Source organism: Variovorax ureilyticus (genome assembly GCF_037889935.1).
GTDB lineage: Bacteria > Pseudomonadota > Gammaproteobacteria > Burkholderiales > Burkholderiaceae_C > Variovorax > Variovorax ureilyticus.
Genome location: NZ_JBBKZU010000012.1, coordinates 24,762 through 43,452 on the forward strand (window position 1 = coordinate 24,762; position 18,691 = coordinate 43,452).

Here is an 18,691-nt window from a genome sequence, read left to right on the forward strand (position 1 = left end):
GCCGACAAGCCGACGCTGGTGAAAGACGGCTCCTGGCCGCAATCAGTCCGGAGAGGTGTCTTTGACCACGGCCGATCCGCAGCCACCGGCAGCGAGGCGCGCTGCCAACTGTCTCGCCGTTCGAGCGCTAGCGCCCTTGCCGGCAATCGCCACCGCTGGAGGGTTGGCCAGCATTCGCTCGAAGACAGCCTGCACCTCTGCTGCACAGATGCCCTCGATCACCGCAATCGCACCGGCTATTGGCGTTACGGTTGCGCTGGCAAAGAGCTCCTCGACGGCCTGCTCCATCGCCGCGTAGGTCCGTTCTCCGGCACGCACACGCGACACGATCAGTTGGTTCTTCGCCCGCTCCAGGTGCACCGGATCGATGTTCGTGGCCTGCTCACGCAGCAAGCCGGCCGTCGACGACACCAGCGCGTCGAGCTTGTCCGGGGTCGTGACCGCATGAATTACGAAGTTGGCCCAGACGTCCCCGGTGTCCATCGTGGAATGCGCCGTGTAGGCCAAGCCGAGCTGCTCCCGGATTCTGTAGACCAGGGGCGCCGACATCCCGCCTCCAAACAGGTTGGCGGCCAGCGATGCCGCAAGGCGCCAGCGCTGCTGCGAGATTTCATCGCCCCGCACAGGCGACAGTGGGTAGGCAATGTTCAGGAAGACCTGAGACACCTGGGGAAATCGCCGGGCCACGGCCAGCCCCATGTACTTGGCAGGCTTTGGCGGCAGCGGCCCGGGCAGCGGGGCCGAGGGCATCGCGCGGAAGAGTTCTCCGGCGAGCGCCAGCCAGGCTTCGACATCGAAGTTCCCGGCCGCCGCGACGACGGTGTTTTCCGCGACGTGGTGGGACTGGACATGCCGCACCAGTTCCTGCCGGGTAAAGCCTTCAATGTTCCCGACAGTGCCGATCACCGGCATGCCCATCGGGTCGTCACCCCAGACGGCGCGATCGAGCAGCTCGCTGGAGGCGTCCTCCGGGTCCTCCTCGTATTCGATGGCTTCCTGGCGGATCACCTCCAGCTCCCGCTGGAGTTCGTCTTCGGGAAACGTGCTGTTCAGGACGATGTCGGCCGTCATGCGCAGCAGATGCTCCGCGTGCCGGCCCAGGCCGGTCATGAAGTAGCCGGTGGTGTCCTTGCTGGTGAACGCGTTGACGTCCGCGCCCAGCCGCTCCGCGTCCAGGTTGATGGCCTGCACGGAACGGGTGGCGGTCCCCTTGAACGCCATGTGCTCAAGGACATGGCCGACGCCGTTCGTGACCGGGGTTTCATCACGGGAGCCAACGCGCAGGAACACGCCCACACTGACGCTCTGCACATGGGGCATGGGAACGGCGAGCAGCCGCACCCCGTTCGCAAGCGTGCGAAGGGCGATGGGGGTGAGCTCTGTCAACGCCAAGTCCATGGCTCAACGGTCTTCCGGCTGCTGAACTCTCACACCGATGCCGTAGAGCGCGAGCAACCCCAGCACGTGCCCGACAGCAACGCCGGGCTCCCCCGCTTCGATGCGCCCGATGGTTTGGATATGCACGCCCAGGCGCGCGGCCGCTGCGGCCTGCCCCTCCCCGGCGGTCGTCCGGGCCAGCCTGGCCGCCGCACCCAATTCCCGAATCGAGTGCAGGGCGTCACCACCGATGTCTGCCGAGATGCGCTTGCCTTTGGTCATGAGGGCATTGTCGCTGCCCGCACCTTGCCCCGCACTGTGACCCAGCGGCGGGGTGCCTTCGACCTATGAGAGATTCTCAGCAGGCAACTCCGCGCCCAACGGGGGTTCCATTGGACGGTTTGCGCATGGCGGCTTCCGGCCACCGGCACTCTCCTGAGGTGGCGCGGCGGACGGCGTAGCGCTCGCTGTCACAAATCAAACAGTCGCCACATCCAATGGGAAAGGACTGCCATGTGGCAAGTCCATATCCCTGTTGAAAGGCCACTCTATGGAAAAAGGTGCCTGGCTCCCACCGCGGAAACGAGGCCTGCGCGTCTCGATGCGCGACGCGCAGGTCATGGCGGCTTTCAGCACGGCGATTTCGCTCGGCGCATGCGGCGGTGGTTCAGGGGACTCGGCTGCGGACGAAGCTGCCATCCAACTGGCCTCGGCACAACAAGCCGCCGCGCACGAGGCACTGGTCGCTGAAGGCAAGCAGATCTTCCGCTACGACACCTTCGGCGACGAAGCGCAATGGACCGACACGCTGAAGATGCATGAGGTGATAGGAAGTGCAGTCGACCCGACGACCGCACTGTCCGTGGGCTTGAAGGTCGATTCTGGAGCATTGCCGACGGCTGTGGTTCACGGAATCCAGGACGGAAGCATCGATCTCAAGAGCCCCGACACCACCGTTGCCCTGCTCAAGCTCGATGCGGTCGTTGGCCTCAAGGGCCAGGTTGAGAGCATCAATGGCAAGGATGTACTGACGCGTGTCGGCATCACCTGCGCACTGTGCCATTCGACGGTCGACAACTCTTTCGCGCCAGGAATCGGCAAGCGCCTCGACGGCTGGGCCAATCGCGACCTCAACCCTGGCGCCATCATTGCGCTGTCGCCCGCGCTCGATTCCGCGATGAAGGCGGTCTTCAATTCGTGGGGCAAAGGCAAGTTCGATCCGCGCCACAACATCGACGGCGTCAGCAACCCCGTGGTGATTCCACCGGCGTTCGGCCTGGATGGCATCCACAGCGTCACCTTCACCGGCGACGGCAGCGAGCCCGCGTACTGGAATCGCTACGTGGCGGTCGCCGAGATGGGCGGACAGGGCTCGTTCACGGAACCGCGCCTGAATCTCCACATCACCAACGGCACCCAGGATCTGGTCACGAGCAAACTGCCGGCCTTGCAGGCCTACGAACTGTCGTTGAAGGCGCCCCCACCGCCAGTGGGAAGCTTCGATGCAGTCGCGGCCCTGCGTGGCAAGGCGGTCTTCGAGGGCGCCGGCAGATGCGCGAGTTGTCACAGCGGTGCGATGTTCACCGACGCCAACGCGATGCTGCATCCGCCTGCGGACTCGATGGCCGAGCCGGAGGTCCCGAGCTACGCCGCGCGCTCCGCGACCAAGCTGTATCGCACCACGCCGCTCAAGGGAGCGTGGCAACACGCGCCTTACTTTCATAACGGTTCGGCCCCAACGCTCGAGGATGTTGCCGCGACCTACAACACGAAGCGGGCGCTCGGCCTGACCCCGCAGGACATCGCGGACCTCGCGCAATACCTCAAGTCGCTTTGACGACGCTACGCATCATTCACCACGTCAACATCCATGTTCCGCACAGCAGAGACCTTGGACCCGATCCTTGCGCCCAGTCCAGCACCCACGCCGTTGAGCGCATCCGATCGCATCCGATACCGTCTCATCAGTGCCGACGCCCGCTACCACGCCAACGACAACATCGCGGCCTTCATCCTGCCGGGTGAACTCGAGGAACTGAAGGCTGAAGTCGAAAACCGGATGCAGGAGGTGCTGCGCGCACTCGTCATCGACACCGAGAGCGACCACAACACGAACGAAACTGCCCGGCGCGTCGCCCGCATGTTCCTGACCGAAGTGTTTCGCGGGCGCTACGTCCCGATGCCAGCAATCACAGAGTTCCCAAACGCATCGCGTCTCAACCAGATGATGCTCGTCGGCCCTCTCGCGGTGCGCAGCGCCTGCTCGCACCACTTGTGCCCGATCATGGGGAAGCTGTGGATCGGCATCATGCCCAACGAACATTCGAACTTGATCGGCCTCTCGAAGTACGCCCGCATCAGCGACTGGATCATGGGCCGCCCGCAGATTCAGGAGGAGGCCGCGATGATGCTTGCCGACGAACTGGAAAGACGCGTGAAGCCCGATGGCCTGGCGCTTGTGATGGCGGCGGATCACGCCTGCATGCATTGGCGCGGCGTCAAGGACAATGGCGCCAGCATGACCAGCAGCGTGATGCGCGGCGCCTTCCAGAAAGACGCCACACTGCGCCGCGAATTCCTGGCCCTGCTGCAACAGAAGGGGGACTGACTTCGCAGCCGCCCTACGGCCACGACCATCGGAGGTTCACGCTCATGAAGCTCAACGTCCTTTCCGACTTGCATCTGGGCTTCAGTAGCTTCGATCGACCGCACAACGATGCAGACCTGGTCGTCCTCGCGGGCGACATAGCGAGACCACAAGAAGCGGTGGCTTGGGCGCTGCGATTCGACAAACCGGTGCTCTACGTACTCGGCAACCACGAGTTCTACGGCGGCGGCATCGACAGTGTCACCGAAGAGTTCAAGTGCCTGTGCGCGGACACCCGGATCCACGTGCTCGACAACAACGCAGTGGTCATCGATGGCGTTCGTTTCCTCGGCACCACGCTGTGGACGAATTTCGAGCTCTTCGGTAACGAAGAGTTGAGGATGGCCTCGATGGCAGAGGCGCGACGCGCGATGCGCGACTTCAGCCGGATAAGGCTTCGCGAGGCAGAACCGACGCTCTTCACCCCCAGTGACTCGATCGAACTGTTCAGGCGCCACTCGTCATGGCTCGATGAGATGCTCGCGACGCCTCACGAGGGCCCGACCGTCGTGATCACCCATCATGCGCCTTCGCGCAAGAGCATCCATCCGCGATTCGCCGATTCGCTGTTGAACGCGTGCTTCGTGTCCGACGCCGATCATCTCCTCGGCGCAAGCCGCGTTCGGCTATGGATACATGGCCACACCCACGACAGCTTCGACTACATGGTGCGGGGAACGCGCGTGGTCTGCAATCCGCGCGGATACGTCAAGGATGGCGTCAACGAGAACCCTTTGTTCGATCCGAACCTGATGATCGACCTGCCGTAGTTGTCTCGCGGTCGTTCCCGGCCAACGCGAGTGGCGACTTCCCGCTCATATACGCGCTCAGGACGAAACGCTAAAGCCCGGCGATGCCCACTTACCGGCCATCGAGACCCGCTTCATCGCGACGCCAGTGAATGTCAATTTCCAAGGTGCACCGGACTGCCGCAACGCGCGGCGCCCCGATGTAAGGTCTCCGCCCAATCTGGCATTCGGCGCCCAAGTCTGAAGGACCGCAATCAGTCTGAACCGCCCTTTCGGTTCGACGTGCTGCAGGCGGCCGGCCGAAGTGCCGCGGGCAGCGCGAGGCGCAGGTAGACCTTGAATCTTCCGCCAGGAGCAGGCCGCCCTCTTCGATTTCCGCACCGGCAACGCGGGGGGATTTCTATGGCCCGGATCAGGCAACCGAGTTTTTTTAGTCGCAAATGACCATAACTCGAATCTTTGGTAAATCGGGCCACCTCTCAGAGGGAGGAAGTGACCATGATTTAAGTAAAACAAGGGGAGGAGGACGCATCTCGAATCGCGATTAGGATCAGAGCTCGTAACAAGGAGTTTCAATCGTGATCCTGAGGTTCCCACCGACCGCTTGCGCCATTGCCGCAGCGGCGTCCGTCCTGATGGCAGGCTGCGCAACGCAGTCCAAGAAGGCCGAATCCGAACCGGTGGCCGCCGCTGCGGCGCCTGCTGCCGTTTCCGCGCCGGCACCCGTGGCCGCACCGGTCAAGCCGGAAGCAACGAAGGTCGTGCGCAAGGGACCGCAGCCGCTCACGTACGACGACGTGAAGAAGACAGCGCGCAGCGCGGGCAGCCATGCCGCGGCTTCGAAGCGGCTCGTCGGCAAGACAGTGGAGCTCGAGCTCGCGAAGAACAACGAAGGCGGTCGCGTGCCCGCCAATGCGTATGCAGTGCCGGGAGCGGACGACACCTACTTCTTCTGCCGCAATGCGCCGCCCGGCTTCAGCGGGGGCGAAGTGACCGCGAAGATCGTGAAGTACGCCTACCGCTCGGACGCGGACATCATCGCGGTCGACCTCGATCGCTGCGTGCCGAACGCAACGCAAGCCAGCGCACCGGCGGCTGCGCCGGCTCCCGCAGTCGCGCCGGCGCCCGTTGCAGCGGCCCCCGCCTCCGCTGCGGCACCGGCCGCAGCCAAGGGCGGCGCCAAGCCCGGCATGGATGCACAAGGCAACGTGATCGACTCGTCGAAGATCGAAGCCGGCAGCGGCCGCACCGTGAAGGGCATCAATGACTTCGAAGGCGAGATCACCGGCAATCCGGCAAAGAATTCGAAGTTCACTCAGCTGCAGATCGGGATGTCGGTGCGCCAGGCAACCGACATCGCCGGCCCACCGACCGACCAGGGCGCCTACATGACGGGCAAGGCGTGGATCCCGTTCTACTTCGGCAGCGACCGGCACCGCTTCGAGATGACCTACAAGGGCCAGGGGCGCCTGATCTTCGCAGGCGGCGGCATGGGCGACTTCTCGAGCGGCAACCTCATCTGGATCATTCACAACCCGAACGAGAGCGGCTATCGTTGACAGACATGCCGCAGCGCATGGGCCCCTGACGAAGGGAATTGAATGACCAGTGCCCTGACCGATCGCGCAACATTCGCCGGTGTCCTCGCGCAACTCGTGCGAAACCGCTGCGCTTCGGGCGCCGATCGAACGTCACGCACGGGTCTGCAGGCCACGGTTCCGGTCAATGAGCGGCCGGCGGTGCGCCGCGGCATCGAGGGGCTGATCGATGCCGGTGTGCTCGCCACACACGGCGAGGACATCGGGTTCACGGCCGATGGCTGGCAGTTCCTCGGCTACGTCCAGAAGGCGCAGGGCCAGAAGGCGGCGGTCGAACGCCATCATGACGACCCCGCCGCCGTGGAGCGCGTTCTCGGGAAGATCGAGCAGGACGAGCGATTCGAGCCTTATCGCGACATCGACGAGGTCCGCACGCTGCCCGCGCGGCTCGAGAACTACCGATCGCTGCGCCGCGACAAGCGGATGCCGATGGGCTGGCTGGTCGTCACCACCGTGGTGGTGATCGTCGCCGCGGTGGTGATGCTTTTCGTCAAGCGCTGAGCACGGGGCTCACGCCATGATGTGCACCCCGCCGTCGACATAGACCGTCTCCCCGCTGATGCGGCGCGCGTACGGCGTGGCGAGGTAGGCGCAGGCGAAGCCGACGTCCATGATGTCGACCAGTTCGCCGATCGGCGCCTTCTGCGCCGCCTCGGTGAGCAGCAGGTCGAAGTCCTTCAGTCCCGAAGCCGCACGGGTCTTCAGCGGCCCCGGCGACATCGCGTGCACGCGGATGCCCTTTCCGCCCAGCTCGTAGGCCAGGTAGCGGCATGAAGCCTCGAGCGCGGCTTTCACAGGGCCCATGACGTTGTAGTTCGGCACCACGCGATTGGCGCCGTAGTAGCTCATCGCGATCATCGTGCCGCCATCGCGCATCAGGGGAGCGGCGAGCCTCGCCATGCGGATGAACGAGTGGCAAGAGACGTCCATCGCCTTGGCGAAGCCCTCCGCGGAGCAGGACAGCAGGCCGCCCTGCAGATCATCCTTGGGCGCCCAGGCGATCGAGTGCACGAGGATGTCCAGCTTGCCCCAGGTGCGCTCGACTTGCGAGAACACGGCTTCGAGCTGTCCGGGCTCGCTCACGTCCAGCGGCATCAGCAGGGATGCATCGAGCTGCCTGGCGAGCGGCTCGACGTAGCCCTTGGCCTTCTCGTTGAGATAGGTGAGCGCGAGATCGGCGCCGAGCTCGTGGAACGCGCTCGCGCATCCATAGGCGATCGAGTGCTCGTTGGCGACGCCGACCACCAGGGCCTTGGCGTCCTTGAGGACAGGGTGCGGCGCGCCGTAGTTCATTTGCTCGCTCCCCGTGCGGTCTTGGCCGCAGCCCGGGCGGGAGCGGCCGCCTTGACGGACTTCGTGGTCTTCGCGGGCTTTGCCGTGCTCGTGGACGCCTGCGCGCGCGTCCTCTTCCGCGCTGCGGCAGCGAGCATAGGCTGTTGCCGCGCGCCAAGGCCTGGCAGCGCTTCGCGGATGCGCTCGTAGGTCGCCTCCTGTGCCGGCGTCGCGCGAATCGCCGACACGCGCGGATCTGCCAGCAGCCGGTCGAGCAGCGACACGAAGCGTTCACGGTCCTTCGCCGACCTGAGCAACCCCGGAAGCGTCGCCAGCGCATGCTCCGGCTCGTAGCGGCAGATGAGTTCCTGACGGCCGCGAATGGCATGCCACTCCTGGGCGCTCAGCGGCGGGAGGAGGTCCGCGTACTCGCGCGCAAGCTGGCTCTTGAGCTCGACGCGCGCCAGTGGCAACGGCTCGCCCTTGCGCGCGAGCAGGCACGCGGCGCGGGCCAGCGCCTCGGCATAGCCGCCCTGCCCGATCGCGGCGAGGGCCTCTTTCACGACCGGCTGTTCACGCGGCGCGATCGCCTCCTCGGCGGCCTTGGCCGTGCGCTTGCGCAGACCCGGATGCAGGGCCGGGAACAGGATGCCGAAGGTCTGGAAGAACATCGCCTCGCTCGCCGCGTCACGGATGTCGCGGTAGTAGTCCAGCGATGCGCTGATCCACGTCGAGGCCACGCGCTCGGCCTGCTTGAACGGCGAGTCTTCGGGCGCGGGCTGGCGCGCTCCTCGCGCCACTTCCGCCATGGGCGCGACCCATGCGAACCAGGGATTGCGGTCCGACGGAATCGATTGCTCCAGCCGCATCGGATTGAGCCTGCGGCCGATCTCGGCCGTGGTCTCGTTGCTCATGGCCTGCACCAGCGGTTGCGCGAAGAGCTCGTAGGCCTTCTGGTTGAACTCGGACATCTCGGCCACGGCCTCGAACGGTTCCTCGTCCTTGCGCTCGAAGCGGTTGAAGTGCGCGACGATGTCCTCGAGCTGCTTCTCGACGAAGTTCACCTCGTAGCGGATCTTTCCGCTGCCGTCGCCGATCTCCTCGATGTTCATGCCGTAGAGGCCCGGCGGCAGCGACTCGATGGACTCCAGCACCTCGACGATCTGCGCATGCTCCTTCGTCGCGACCTTGCCCGAGACGAAGATGCCCAGGTGCCCCACGTCCTTGTGCAGCAGGCCGATGATCACCTGCCCGCGCGCCTTGATCTCGTCGGTGGAGCCGTAGACGTCCGCCACCCAGTTAAAGGCCTGCTCGGGTGGCGTGATGTTGTCGCCCATCGATGCGAACAGGATGATCGGCGAGCGGATCTCCCGCAGGTCGAAGGACTTGCCGTTGCTGCCCATCGTGCCCGACCACAGCTTGTTGCCGACGAACAGGTTCTGCACGATCCAGTCGATCTCCTCGCGGTTCATCAGATAGAAGCCGCCCCACCAGCGCTCGAACTCCAGGAAGCGCGGCGGCTCGGTGTCGATCTTGGCGTAGAGGTTGTAGTACTTGTCCCAGAGCGCGTTGGCCGGATTGAGGTTCGCGAAGTTCGACACCAGGTGCGCGCCGTCGAACACCCCGTTGCCCAGGTCCGCGCTGAGCGACGAGAGCCAGCTGCCGCCGAGCAGGCCGCCCGAATAGCGCATCGGGTTCTCGGCCTCGCCCTCGTTCCATGCGCCGCCCCAGTAGGACATCGGCGCGCCGTTGATCACGATCGGGCCGGTGTCGTCAGGGTCCGACGACGCGAGCATCATCGCGGCCCAGCCGCCCTGGCAGTTGCCGACGATCGCGGGCTTGAGGCTGTCCGGATGCAGCTCGCGCACCTTGCGAACGAAGACCTGCTCCGCAGTACACACGTCGGGCAGCGTCTGCCCCGGCTGCGGGTCGGGAAAGAAGATCACGAAGTACACCGGGTGCCCCGCGCGCAGCGCGACGCCGACCTGCGAGTCGTCCTTGAAGCCGCCGATGCCCGGCCCGTGGCCGGCGCGCGGATCGATGATCACGTAGGGCCGCTTCTTCGGATCGACCGTCACGCCCTTGGGCGGCACGATGCGCACCAGCGCATAGTTGACCGGCCGCGCGAAGCCGCGCGCATCGAGCACCATCTCGCACTCGAAATGCAGGAGCGGCGGCCGGCCCGCCTCCTCGTGCTCGTGGTAGTTGTTGCCCCGCTGGCGCAGCGCGTCCAGGAAGAGCACCGAGCGCTGGGACGAGTCGATCACGTACTTTGCCCAGTCGTTCCAGAACGACCACGTCGGCAGACTCGCGCTTCTCGCATCGACAGGCCACGCCAGGCCGGCTTGTTCCACGCGATCCTTGAAGCGCTTCTGCGCCACCTGCGTGCGGTGCTGGTACAGCCGCGCGAGCTTGGCAGCGCGCTCGGCGGACTGGGTCAGTCCCTGTTGAACGGGCATGGGGGGTCCTTTCATTGGCAATCGGGTGCGGCCGGGGCCGCGAGATCCATTTCGATGTGCGTCACGCCGCCGTCGCGCCGCTTGCGCATCGGAAGCCCGCAGCGGTTGAACACCGCGAGCATCGGGGCGTTGTCGGCGAGCACGTCGGCCTCGAAACGCACGATGCGGTGCCTGCGCGCGATCTCGACCATGGTTTCGAGCAGGCGCGTCGCCAGGCCGTTGCCCTGGTAGTCCTCCTCGATCATGAAGGCCACCTCGGCGGCCCTCGCACCGTCGGGCGTTTCGAACACCACGTAGGTACTGCTGCCGATGACGGTCTCGTCGTCACCGCTGCCGATGGTCACCGCGAGGCCCGCGAGATGCTCGAAGTCGATGTCCTTCAGGCGATCGAGCGTCTTCTCGGGCAGCGCCTTCACATGCGTGAAGTAGCGCGTGTAGATCGAACTCGGGTCCAACTGCGCAAATGCCGCGACGATGCGGCCCCGGTCGTCGGGGCGCATCGGGCGGATGAGCGCAGGCGTACCGTCGCGCAGCGAGATCTGGCGGCGGAACTGCATGTCGTCGCTGCTGTCGCCCATGGCGATTGACTCCAACCGGTGTTGAACGATGACCGCTTCGAGGGGCAGTCGGGAGAAGTGCGCGCTCAGTGGTGGTGGTTCAAGCGCGCGCGCAGCCGCTCGCGGATGGTGTCGATCAGCTCCTGCGCCTCGACGGGACCGAGCCGCTCGTAGACCTTCTCGCGCACCATGAAGCCCATCATCACCGCCTGGCGCAGCTTCTTGAAGGCGAGCGGATTCTGGTGGCCGCACACCGAGTCGTTGTTCTTCAGCACGGCCTCGATGACGCCGGGGTCCGTCATGTTCACCTGGCAGATCGATGCTTCACGGATGATCTGCGACAACACGTCGTCGATCTGGTGAGTCCAGACGCTTTCTCTGGGTGTATCCGTCATATGAGCCCCATTGGTGAAAGTGATGGTCGTTCAGTCTAGTCGCGAGATTCATGCCTGACCATGAAAAGCGCATGAATGCGGAGCCTTCTCAATCCCTGCCCTCGACCACGCGTCGGGTATGGCGCGCGATCATCAGTTCCTCGTTCGTCGGAATGACCCATGCCGCAGTCCGGCTCGCGGCCGTGCTGATGCGCGGGCCGCCCGCTGCGTTGGCCTTTGCGTCGAGTTCGATGCCCAGCCAGGCCGCGTCGCGGCACACGCGCTCCCGGATCGCGGCGCTGTTCTCGCCGATGCCGGCGGTGAACACCAGCGCATCGAGTCCGCCCATCGCGGCGGCGAGCGACCCCAGCTCGCGGCGGATGCGGTAGACGAAGACATCCACCGCCGTCCTCGCGCGCGGGTCGTCCGATTCGAGGAGGTTGCGCATGTCGCTGGAGATACCCGACATGCCGAGCAGGCCCGACTGGCTGTAAAGCAGCTTCTCGATCGCGCGCGCATCCATCTTGCGCTCGTCCATCAGGTAGAGCAGCACGCCCGGGTCGAGCGAACCGGAGCGCGTGCCCATCGGCAGCCCCTCGACCGCGGTGAAGCCCATGGTGTTCGCGACGCTGCGGCCGCCGTCGATCGCGCACATGCTCACACCGTTGCCCAGGTGGCAGGCCACGACCTTGCCCGCGGCCGCGGCCGGATCGTGCGCGGGCAACGCCGCGCTCACGTACTCGTAGGACAGCCCATGGAAGCCGTAGCGGCGCACGCCCGCATCGTGCAGGTCCGAAGGAATCGCGAAGCGGCGCGCCACGTCCTCGTTGGTGGCATGGAAGGCCGTGTCGAAGCAGGCGACCTGCGGCAGATCGGGCTGGTGCTCGAGCAGCAGCCGGATCGGCGCGAGGTTGTGCGGCTGATGCAGCGGCGCGAGCGGCACCAGCCTTTCGAGCGACCTCAGCAAATCGGGCGTCACGCGCTCGGGCTGGACATGATCCATCCCGCCGTGCACCACCCGATGGCCAACCGCGTGCAGCGCGTAGTTCGATCCTTCTGCGCGCAGGAACGCAGCCAGGTGCGCGACCGCACCCTGATGCCCCAGGGCGGTGCCTTCGCCCCAGCGCTTCTCGTCGACGACGCGGCCCGCGCCGTCGCGCGCGATGAAATGGGGCGCAGTGTGCAGCCCTTCGACCTGGCCGCGCAGCACCGGAGCCAGGTCGTCGTTCTGCTCGACGAAGAAGAGGAACTTGATGCTGGAAGAACCGGCGTTGAGAACCAGGATGCCCGGCTGCTTCATGCGACCACTTTCGGAGGCTGTTCGCGCCGTGCGCGCGCGACCAGGCTGGCCACGGCACACGAGGCGAGCCGAGCGATCAGCGAATCGGCGCGGCTCGTGAGGATGACCGGCACGCGCGCCCCGAGCACGATGCCCGCCGCATCCGCACCGGCCATGAAGGTCAGGCTCTTGGCGAGCATGTTGCCCGCTTCGAGGTCGGGCACGATGAGGATGTCCGCCTGCCCGGCCACCGGCGAGGCGATCTTCTTGATCTTCGCCGCGTTGAGGTCGATGGCGTTGTCCAGCGCGAGCGGCCCGTCGAGGATGCCGCCGGTGATCTGTCCGCGATCGGCCATCTTGCACAGCGCGCCGGCCTCGACCGTGGTGGGCACGGTGGGATTCACCGTCTCCATCGCCGAGAGGATCGCGACCTTGGGCGCACCATTTCCGAGCGCATGGGCCAGGTCGATCGCGTTCTGGATGATGTGGACCTTGTCCTGCAGCGTCGGGAAGATGTTGACCGCCGCGTCGCTGATGATGAGCGGCTGATGCAGCGCCGGCACGTCCATGACGAAGCAGTGGCTGATGCGACGTCCGGTCCGCAGGCCCGTCTCGCGCTTGACCACCGCGGCCATCAGTTCGTCGGTGTGCAGGCTGCCCTTCATGAGCGCTTCCACCTTGCCTTCGCGCGCGAGGCGGACAGCCGCTTCGGCCGAAGCCTCGCTGTGCGGCGTGTCGACGATCGAGAAGCTGGAGATGTCCAGGTCGTAGTCCGCAGCCACCGCCCGGATGCGCTGCTCCGGTCCGACCAGGATGGGGGCGATCAGCTTTTCTTCCGCCGCTTCCAGCGCACCCCGGAGCGAGCTCTCGTCGCAGGGGTGCGCCACCGCGCACGGAATCGGATCGAACTCCCGGCAGGCCGCGATCAGGCGTTGGTACTTCTCATGCTTGTTCTCCATCGGGAGATTCCTCCAGCACATCAGGAGGAGACATCGTGTGTCGCGAAGACGCCAATGTCAACGCAACTTCCGTGACGATCATCAATTGACACGGGGTTGACATGCGGCAACCGCGACACCGTGTAAGCGCATGTTGCCGCACCCACCTCAGCTCAGACCGGCCTTCTCGAGCCCATAGGCCTTGTCCGCCGATCCGGGCGGGGTCTTGAATGCCGCATTCGCGCGGTTCCAGGCATTGATGGCCATCACCAGGAAAGTGAGGTCCGACAGCTCCTTCTCGGAGAACTGTGTGCGCGCACTTTCGAAAAGCGCGTCGGACACGCCGTGCGGCGGCAAGTGGGTGAGCGCCTCGGTCCAGGCCAGCGCGGCGCGTTCCTTGGCGCTGAAGAGCAGGGACTCGTGCCAGATAGCCACATGATGCAGACGCAGTTCGCGCTCGCCATGGATCTTCGCCTCCTTCACATGCATGTCGAGGCAAAAGCCGCAACCATTCATCTGCGAGGCCCGGATGTTGACGAGGTCGTGGATGGTCTGGTCGATCCCGCTTTCCTTCAGCGCGTTGCTGAAAGCGATGAAGCGCTTGGCCAGTTCGGGCGATTGCTGGAAATAGTTGATGCGTTGGGTCATGGTTTCTCCGGGTTGGAGGCGCACACCGTGTGCGCCATGACAGGAAGACGTTCGACGCATCGCGGCCGTGACAGGCCTAGTGAGAAAACTTCGCCGCCAGCCGCGCCAGCTTGTCCGGATTGCGCTGCACTTGAATGCGCACGATGCGCTGCCCGTCCGTCTCGAACGACTGCGCCGATTCGAGCTGGCCGTCGATGAAACGCAGCAGGCCCCACTGCCCGTTGATGTTCGCGATCTCGACGCGCATCGCCGCGCCGTGGCGGCGCGTGCTCGCAAAGTAGAGCTGGGCGATGCGCTGGCTGCCCACGAGCGGCTTGCCGAAGCTCGGCACCTTGCCGCCGCCATCGCCGATCAGCTCGGCCCCTTCGGAGAGCATCGACTTGAGCGCCGCGAGGTTGCCATCGGTGATCGCCGCGGCGAAATCGCCGAGCAGCCGCCGGTGCGCGTCGGGGGAGACGGAAAAGCGCGGGCGCTCCTCGCGCAACTGCGCCTTCGCACGGTGCACGAGCTGCCGGCAGGCGGCTTCGCTCTTGCCGATCATCTCGGACACCTGCGGATAGTCGGCGTCGAACACCTCGCGCAGCAGGAAGGCGGCGCGCGCCTCCGGCGACAGGCGCTCCAGCAGCATCAGGAAGGCGGTGGAGACCTCGTCGGCCCGCTCCAGCATCTGGTCGGGCGTGGGCGGCGAATCGGTCAGGATCGGCTCGGGCAGCCAGATGCCGACATAGTGCTCGCGGCGCACTTTGGCGCTGCGAAGGCGGTCGATCGACAGGCGCGTGGCGATGGTGACCAGCCAGGCCTCGGCGCTGTCCAGCGTCGCCGGGTCGGTCTCGTGCCACCGCAGCCAGACGTCCTGGACCACCTCCTCGGCCTCGGCCATCGAGCCGAGCATGCGGTAGGCGATGCCCTCCAGGCGGGGGCGGAGCTGGTCGAAAGTGCGGGTTGAATCGTCCATATCACGCGTAGACGTTCGGGACCGGCGTCTTGTGACATCCGGGCGGGCGGCGATCTTGCCACGCCGGTTCCGGACGCCGCTAGACTCCACGCCGTATGCGCCGCCGGCGCGTACGCTCACCCCATCGCAGGAGCCCGACGCCCCATGGCAGAGTCCCGGTCCCGGCCATCGTCGCGACACGCCGTTCGCGCGCAAGCCGCACCGCGCCCGCCGCTGGATCGCCTCGTCCAGGCCGGCATCCACCTGAACGCCGTCCGCGGCGAGCGCGAACTGGCGGCTGTCCTGGTCCGCGAGTCGGCGGCCTTGCTCGGGGCGCAACGTGTCATGCTCGTACTGGACTCGGGTGTCAGCCTGCGCATTGCCGCATCGAAGCTGCCGCGCGGCGAGAAGGCCGCTGAACTGCTCCGCGCGATCGGACCCTGGCTGGCCGAGGCCCGGGCCAGCCGCTCGGCCCGCCTGCGCCACGGTCCGGAAGGCGCGAAGCCGGCGGCGCAGCGCTCGTGCCTCATCGCCCCGCTGGTCGCCCCGTCGATCGCGCCGAACGAGGTCGCCGGCTTTCTCTACGCCGACGTCGAAGGCCCGCACGGCCGCTTCGAGCACGCGCACCGGGAAATGCTTGCGGCACTCGCGGCCCAGGCGGCCGGTGCGCTGGCCGGCATCCGCACCCGCGAGCACCTCGAAAGCACGCTGGCCGCGCGCACCGCCGAGCTCGCGCAGAACGCGGGCGCGCTCACGCTGGTCGACCGCATCCAGGAAGGCATCGCGGCGCGGCTGGAGTTCCCGGCGATCGTCCAGATGGTCGGCGACAAGCTGCGCGAGGTCTTCGACTCCGGAGACGTCACCATCCTCTGGTGGGACGACAAGACCAACCTCGTGCAGGCCCTCTACCGCTACGAGCACCACCGGCCGCTGCCGCTGCCGCCGGCCCGCCCGCTGACGCCCGGCGAGCCGCTGGAGCGCATCCTGCTGCGCCGCGAGGTGGGTGTCCTGAACACGCGCGAGGAGCAGACCCGCATCGGCCTCGCCCCGCATCCGGGCACCGACTGGGCGCTTTCTGTCGCGGCGGTGCCGATCCTCGGGCGGGACCGCGTCCTCGGCGCGCTCGGCCTGCAGAACCACGAGCGCGAATTCGCCTTCGGCCCCGAGCAGATCCAGTTGCTGGAAACCGTGGCCGCGACCATGGGAGTGGCGCTGGAGAACGCCCGCCTGTTCGACGAGACCCAGGAGGCGCTCGCACGGCAGACCGCCACATCGGAAGTGCTGAAGGTCATCAGCGGATCACCGACCGACGTGCAGCCGGTGCTCGACACCGTCGCCGAGCGCGCCGGGCTGCTCTGCCGCGCCGAGGGCAGCCGGGTGTGGCTGGTCGCGGGCGACTGCCTGCGCGCTATGACCAGCTACGGGCCCGCCTATGGGGGCGACGGCGCGGGCCTGGAATTGCCTCTGCGCCGCACCTCGATCGCCGGGCGGGCCTTCGTCGAGCGACGCTGCGTGCATGTCGAGGATGTCGTGCCGCTGATCGATGCCGAGTACCCGGATGTTCGCGCGCTCCAGGCGCGCAACGGCTTCCGCACGGTGCTGGCCGTGCCCATGCTGCGCGAGGGCCGGGGCATGGGCGTGATCTCGCTGCTGCGCAACGAAGTGCGGCCGTTTTCCGCGGCGGAGATCTCGCTGGTGCAGACCTTCGCCGACCAGGCGGTGATCGCGATCGAGAACGCGCGCCTGTTCAACGAGACCCGCGAAGCGCTGGAGCAGCAGACCGCGACCAGCGACGTGCTCCAGGTCATCAGCGGCTCCATGGCCGATGCACAGCCGGTGTTCGAAAAGATCCTCGAAAGCTGCCAGCGGCTGTTCTCCAGCTCGCAGATGGGCATCTCGCGGGTCGGCGACGACGGCATGGTGTACCTGGGCGCGCACCGCGGCTCGGCGCGCGAGGCGCTGGAGAAGCACTACCCGCGCCCCTTCGAGCCGGCGACCGCGGACGATGCGATGCATGCCTCCGGCGTGCTCCACATTCCTGACGCGCTCGCAGTGCCGCATCTGCCGCAGTTCATGCGCGAGATCGCCGAGAAGGTCGGCAGCTACGCCATCATGATCGCGCCGCTGATGTGGGAAGGCCGCACCATCGGATCGATCCACGTCACGCGGCAGCCGGTGGGCCCGTTCGCGGAAAAGGAACTCAGGCTGCTGAAGACCTTCGCGGACCAGGCGGTGGTCGCGATCCAGAACGCCGCACTCTTCAAGCAGGCGCAGGAGGCGCGCGCCGCCGCAGAGGCCGCGAACGAGGCGAAGAGCGCCTTCCTCGCGACCATGAGCCACGAGATCCGCACGCCGATGAACGCGGTGATCGGCATGAGCGGGCTGCTGCTCGACACGCAGCTCGACGCGGAGCAGCAGGACTACGTCTCGACGATCCGCGAATCGGGCGACGCGCTCCTGACCATCATCAACGACATCCTCGACTACTCGAAGATCGAGGCGGGCCGGATGGACATCGAGTCGCATCCCTTCGAGCTGCGCGATTGCGTGGAGAGCGCACTCGATCTCGTGAGCGCGCGGGCCACCGAAAAGGACCTCGACACCGCCTATGTGTTCGAAGGCGATGTGCCCGATGCGGTGAGCGGCGATCTCGCGCGGTTGCGGCAGGTGCTGCTCAACCTGCTGAGCAATTCGGTGAAGTTCACCGAGCGCGGCGAAGTGGTGGTGTCCGTCAGCGCCGAAAGCCTGCCCCATCGCGCGGTGCGGCTGACCTTCGCGGTGCGCGACACCGGCATCGGCCTCACGGAGCAGGGCAAGAGCCGGCTGTTCCAGTCGTTCTCCCAGGCCGATTCGAGCACCACGCGCAAGTATGGCGGCACCGGCTTGGGCCTCGCGATCAGCAAGCGGCTGGCCGAGCTCATGGGCGGCACCATGTGGGTCGAGAGCGCCGGGCCGGGGACCGGCTCGACGTTCTTCTTCACGATCGAAGCGCCGATCGCGGTCGCGCCGCCGAGCCGCCGCCGCGAATTCGTCGGCGTGCAGCCCGAGATGGCCGGCAAGCGGCTCCTGATCGTGGACGACAACGCGACCAACCGCCGCGTGCTGTCGCTGCAGACGGCCAAGTGGGGCATGGCATCGCGCGCGACCGCGTCGCCGCTCGAAGCGCTGCAATGGCTCGACGCGGGCGAGCGCTTCGATGTCGCGATCGTCGACATGCACATGCCGGAGATGGATGGACTCACGCTCGCGCAGCGCATCCGTGCGGGGCACGCCGCGCTGCCGCTGGTCCTCTTCAGTTCCGTGGGGCGGCGCGAGACGGGCGATGGGGAATCGGTGTTCAACGCCTTCCTCTCGAAACCGATCCACCAGTCGCAGCTCTTCGACACGCTCGCCGGCCTGCTGGTGCGCGACCCCTCGGCGCGGCCTGCGCCCACCGCGGCGCCGAAGCCGCAGATCGACCCCTCGATGGGCGCGCGGCATCCGCTGCGCATCCTGCTCGCGGAGGACAACGCGGTGAACCAGAAGCTCGCGCTGCGCCTGCTCCAGCAGATGGGCTATCGCGCCGATCTCGCTTCCAACGGCATCGAGGCGGTGGAATCGGTGCAGCGGCAGGCCTACGATGTGGTGCTGATGGACGTGCAGATGCCGGAGCTCGACGGCCTCGATGCCGCGCGCCAGATCTGTGCGATGCAGAAGGCAGCGGCGCGCCCGCGCATCGTCGCGATGACCGCGAACGCGATGCAGGGCGACCGCGAGATGTGCATGGCCGCGGGCATGGACGATTACCTCACCAAGCCGATCCGCGTCGACCGGCTCGTGGAGGCCCTGAACAGCGTGCCCGCCAGAAAGGACCGTTGAA

At 66.5% G+C, this 18,691-nt stretch carries 16 protein-coding genes; 6 read left to right on the forward strand and 10 right to left on the reverse strand.

Going from position 1 to position 18,691, the window contains the following annotated elements; translation table 11 throughout:
- Positions 1–42: 42 nt before the first annotated feature.
- Complete coding sequence (locus tag WKW77_RS24325) at positions 43–1,398, reverse strand: M16 family metallopeptidase (RefSeq protein WP_340359467.1); 1,356 nt, start codon at positions 1,396–1,398, stop codon at positions 43–45.
- 3 nt (positions 1,399–1,401) lie between these two features.
- A complete protein-coding gene (locus tag WKW77_RS24330) occupies positions 1,402–1,659 on the reverse strand; it encodes a helix-turn-helix domain-containing protein (RefSeq protein ID WP_340359468.1) in 258 nt (85 codons plus the stop codon).
- A 337-nt stretch (positions 1,660–1,996) separates the two neighbouring features.
- Between WKW77_RS24330 and WKW77_RS24335 the strand changes: the two genes are divergently transcribed.
- The 5 genes from WKW77_RS24335 (at position 1,997) to WKW77_RS24355 (ending at position 6,872) form a co-directional block, all read left to right on the forward strand.
- Complete coding sequence (locus tag WKW77_RS24335; protein ID WP_340359469.1) at positions 1,997–3,214, forward strand: c-type cytochrome; 1,218 nt, start codon at positions 1,997–1,999, stop codon at positions 3,212–3,214.
- Between the two features lie 33 nt (positions 3,215–3,247).
- The gene (gene folE / locus WKW77_RS24340; protein ID WP_340359470.1) at positions 3,248–3,985 is read left to right on the forward strand and encodes a GTP cyclohydrolase I; all 738 of its coding nucleotides are present in this window, start codon (positions 3,248–3,250) and stop codon (positions 3,983–3,985) included.
- A gap of 44 nt (positions 3,986–4,029) precedes the next feature.
- Positions 4,030–4,794 carry a metallophosphoesterase gene (locus WKW77_RS24345; RefSeq protein WP_340359471.1) on the forward strand — a complete coding sequence of 255 codons (765 nt, stop codon included), beginning with the start codon at positions 4,030–4,032 and terminating at the stop codon, positions 4,792–4,794.
- Between the two features lie 557 nt (positions 4,795–5,351).
- The gene (locus WKW77_RS24350) at positions 5,352–6,332 is read left to right on the forward strand and encodes a hypothetical protein (protein ID WP_340359472.1); all 981 of its coding nucleotides are present in this window, start codon (positions 5,352–5,354) and stop codon (positions 6,330–6,332) included.
- Positions 6,333–6,374: 42 nt separating this feature from the next.
- Positions 6,375–6,872, forward strand: a complete 498-nt coding sequence (locus WKW77_RS24355; protein ID WP_340359473.1) for a hypothetical protein — start codon at positions 6,375–6,377, stop codon at positions 6,870–6,872.
- 9 nt (positions 6,873–6,881) lie between these two features.
- Here the strand turns inward: WKW77_RS24355 and fabI are convergent, their stop codons facing one another.
- The 8 genes from fabI to WKW77_RS24395 form a co-directional block, all read right to left on the reverse strand.
- Positions 6,882–7,664, reverse strand: a complete 783-nt coding sequence (gene fabI / locus WKW77_RS24360) for an enoyl-ACP reductase FabI (protein WP_340359474.1) — start codon at positions 7,662–7,664, stop codon at positions 6,882–6,884.
- The gene (locus WKW77_RS24365; RefSeq protein WP_340359475.1) at positions 7,661–10,102 is read right to left on the reverse strand and encodes a DUF3141 domain-containing protein; all 2,442 of its coding nucleotides are present in this window, start codon (positions 10,100–10,102) and stop codon (positions 7,661–7,663) included. The genes fabI and WKW77_RS24365 overlap by 4 nt, the downstream gene beginning before the upstream one ends.
- Positions 10,103–10,113: 11 nt before the next feature.
- The gene (locus WKW77_RS24370) at positions 10,114–10,680 is read right to left on the reverse strand and encodes a GNAT family N-acetyltransferase (RefSeq protein WP_340359476.1); all 567 of its coding nucleotides are present in this window, start codon (positions 10,678–10,680) and stop codon (positions 10,114–10,116) included.
- Positions 10,681–10,745: 65 nt separating this feature from the next.
- On the reverse strand, positions 10,746–11,054 hold the full coding sequence (locus WKW77_RS24375; RefSeq protein WP_340359477.1) for a hypothetical protein: 309 nt from the start codon (positions 11,052–11,054) through the stop codon (positions 10,746–10,748).
- An 88-nt stretch (positions 11,055–11,142) separates the two neighbouring features.
- Positions 11,143–12,333, reverse strand: coding sequence for an acetate/propionate family kinase (locus WKW77_RS24380; protein WP_340359478.1), 1,191 nt, complete (start codon positions 12,331–12,333; stop codon positions 11,143–11,145).
- Positions 12,330–13,271, reverse strand: a complete 942-nt coding sequence (locus WKW77_RS24385; protein WP_340359479.1) for a bifunctional enoyl-CoA hydratase/phosphate acetyltransferase — start codon at positions 13,269–13,271, stop codon at positions 12,330–12,332. The genes WKW77_RS24380 and WKW77_RS24385 overlap by 4 nt, the downstream gene beginning before the upstream one ends.
- 147 nt (positions 13,272–13,418) lie before the next feature.
- Entirely contained in the window at positions 13,419–13,898 is a 480-nt protein-coding gene (locus WKW77_RS24390) for a carboxymuconolactone decarboxylase family protein (RefSeq protein WP_340359480.1), read from the reverse strand.
- 76 nt (positions 13,899–13,974) lie between these two features.
- Positions 13,975–14,853, reverse strand: coding sequence for an RNA polymerase sigma-70 factor (locus WKW77_RS24395; RefSeq protein ID WP_340359481.1), 879 nt, complete (start codon positions 14,851–14,853; stop codon positions 13,975–13,977).
- A 144-nt stretch (positions 14,854–14,997) separates the two neighbouring features.
- On the opposite strand from WKW77_RS24395, the gene WKW77_RS24400 reads away from it, so the two are divergent.
- A complete protein-coding gene (locus WKW77_RS24400) occupies positions 14,998–18,690 on the forward strand; it encodes a GAF domain-containing protein (RefSeq protein ID WP_340359482.1) in 3,693 nt (1,230 codons plus the stop codon).
- Position 18,691 lies beyond the last annotated feature (1 nt).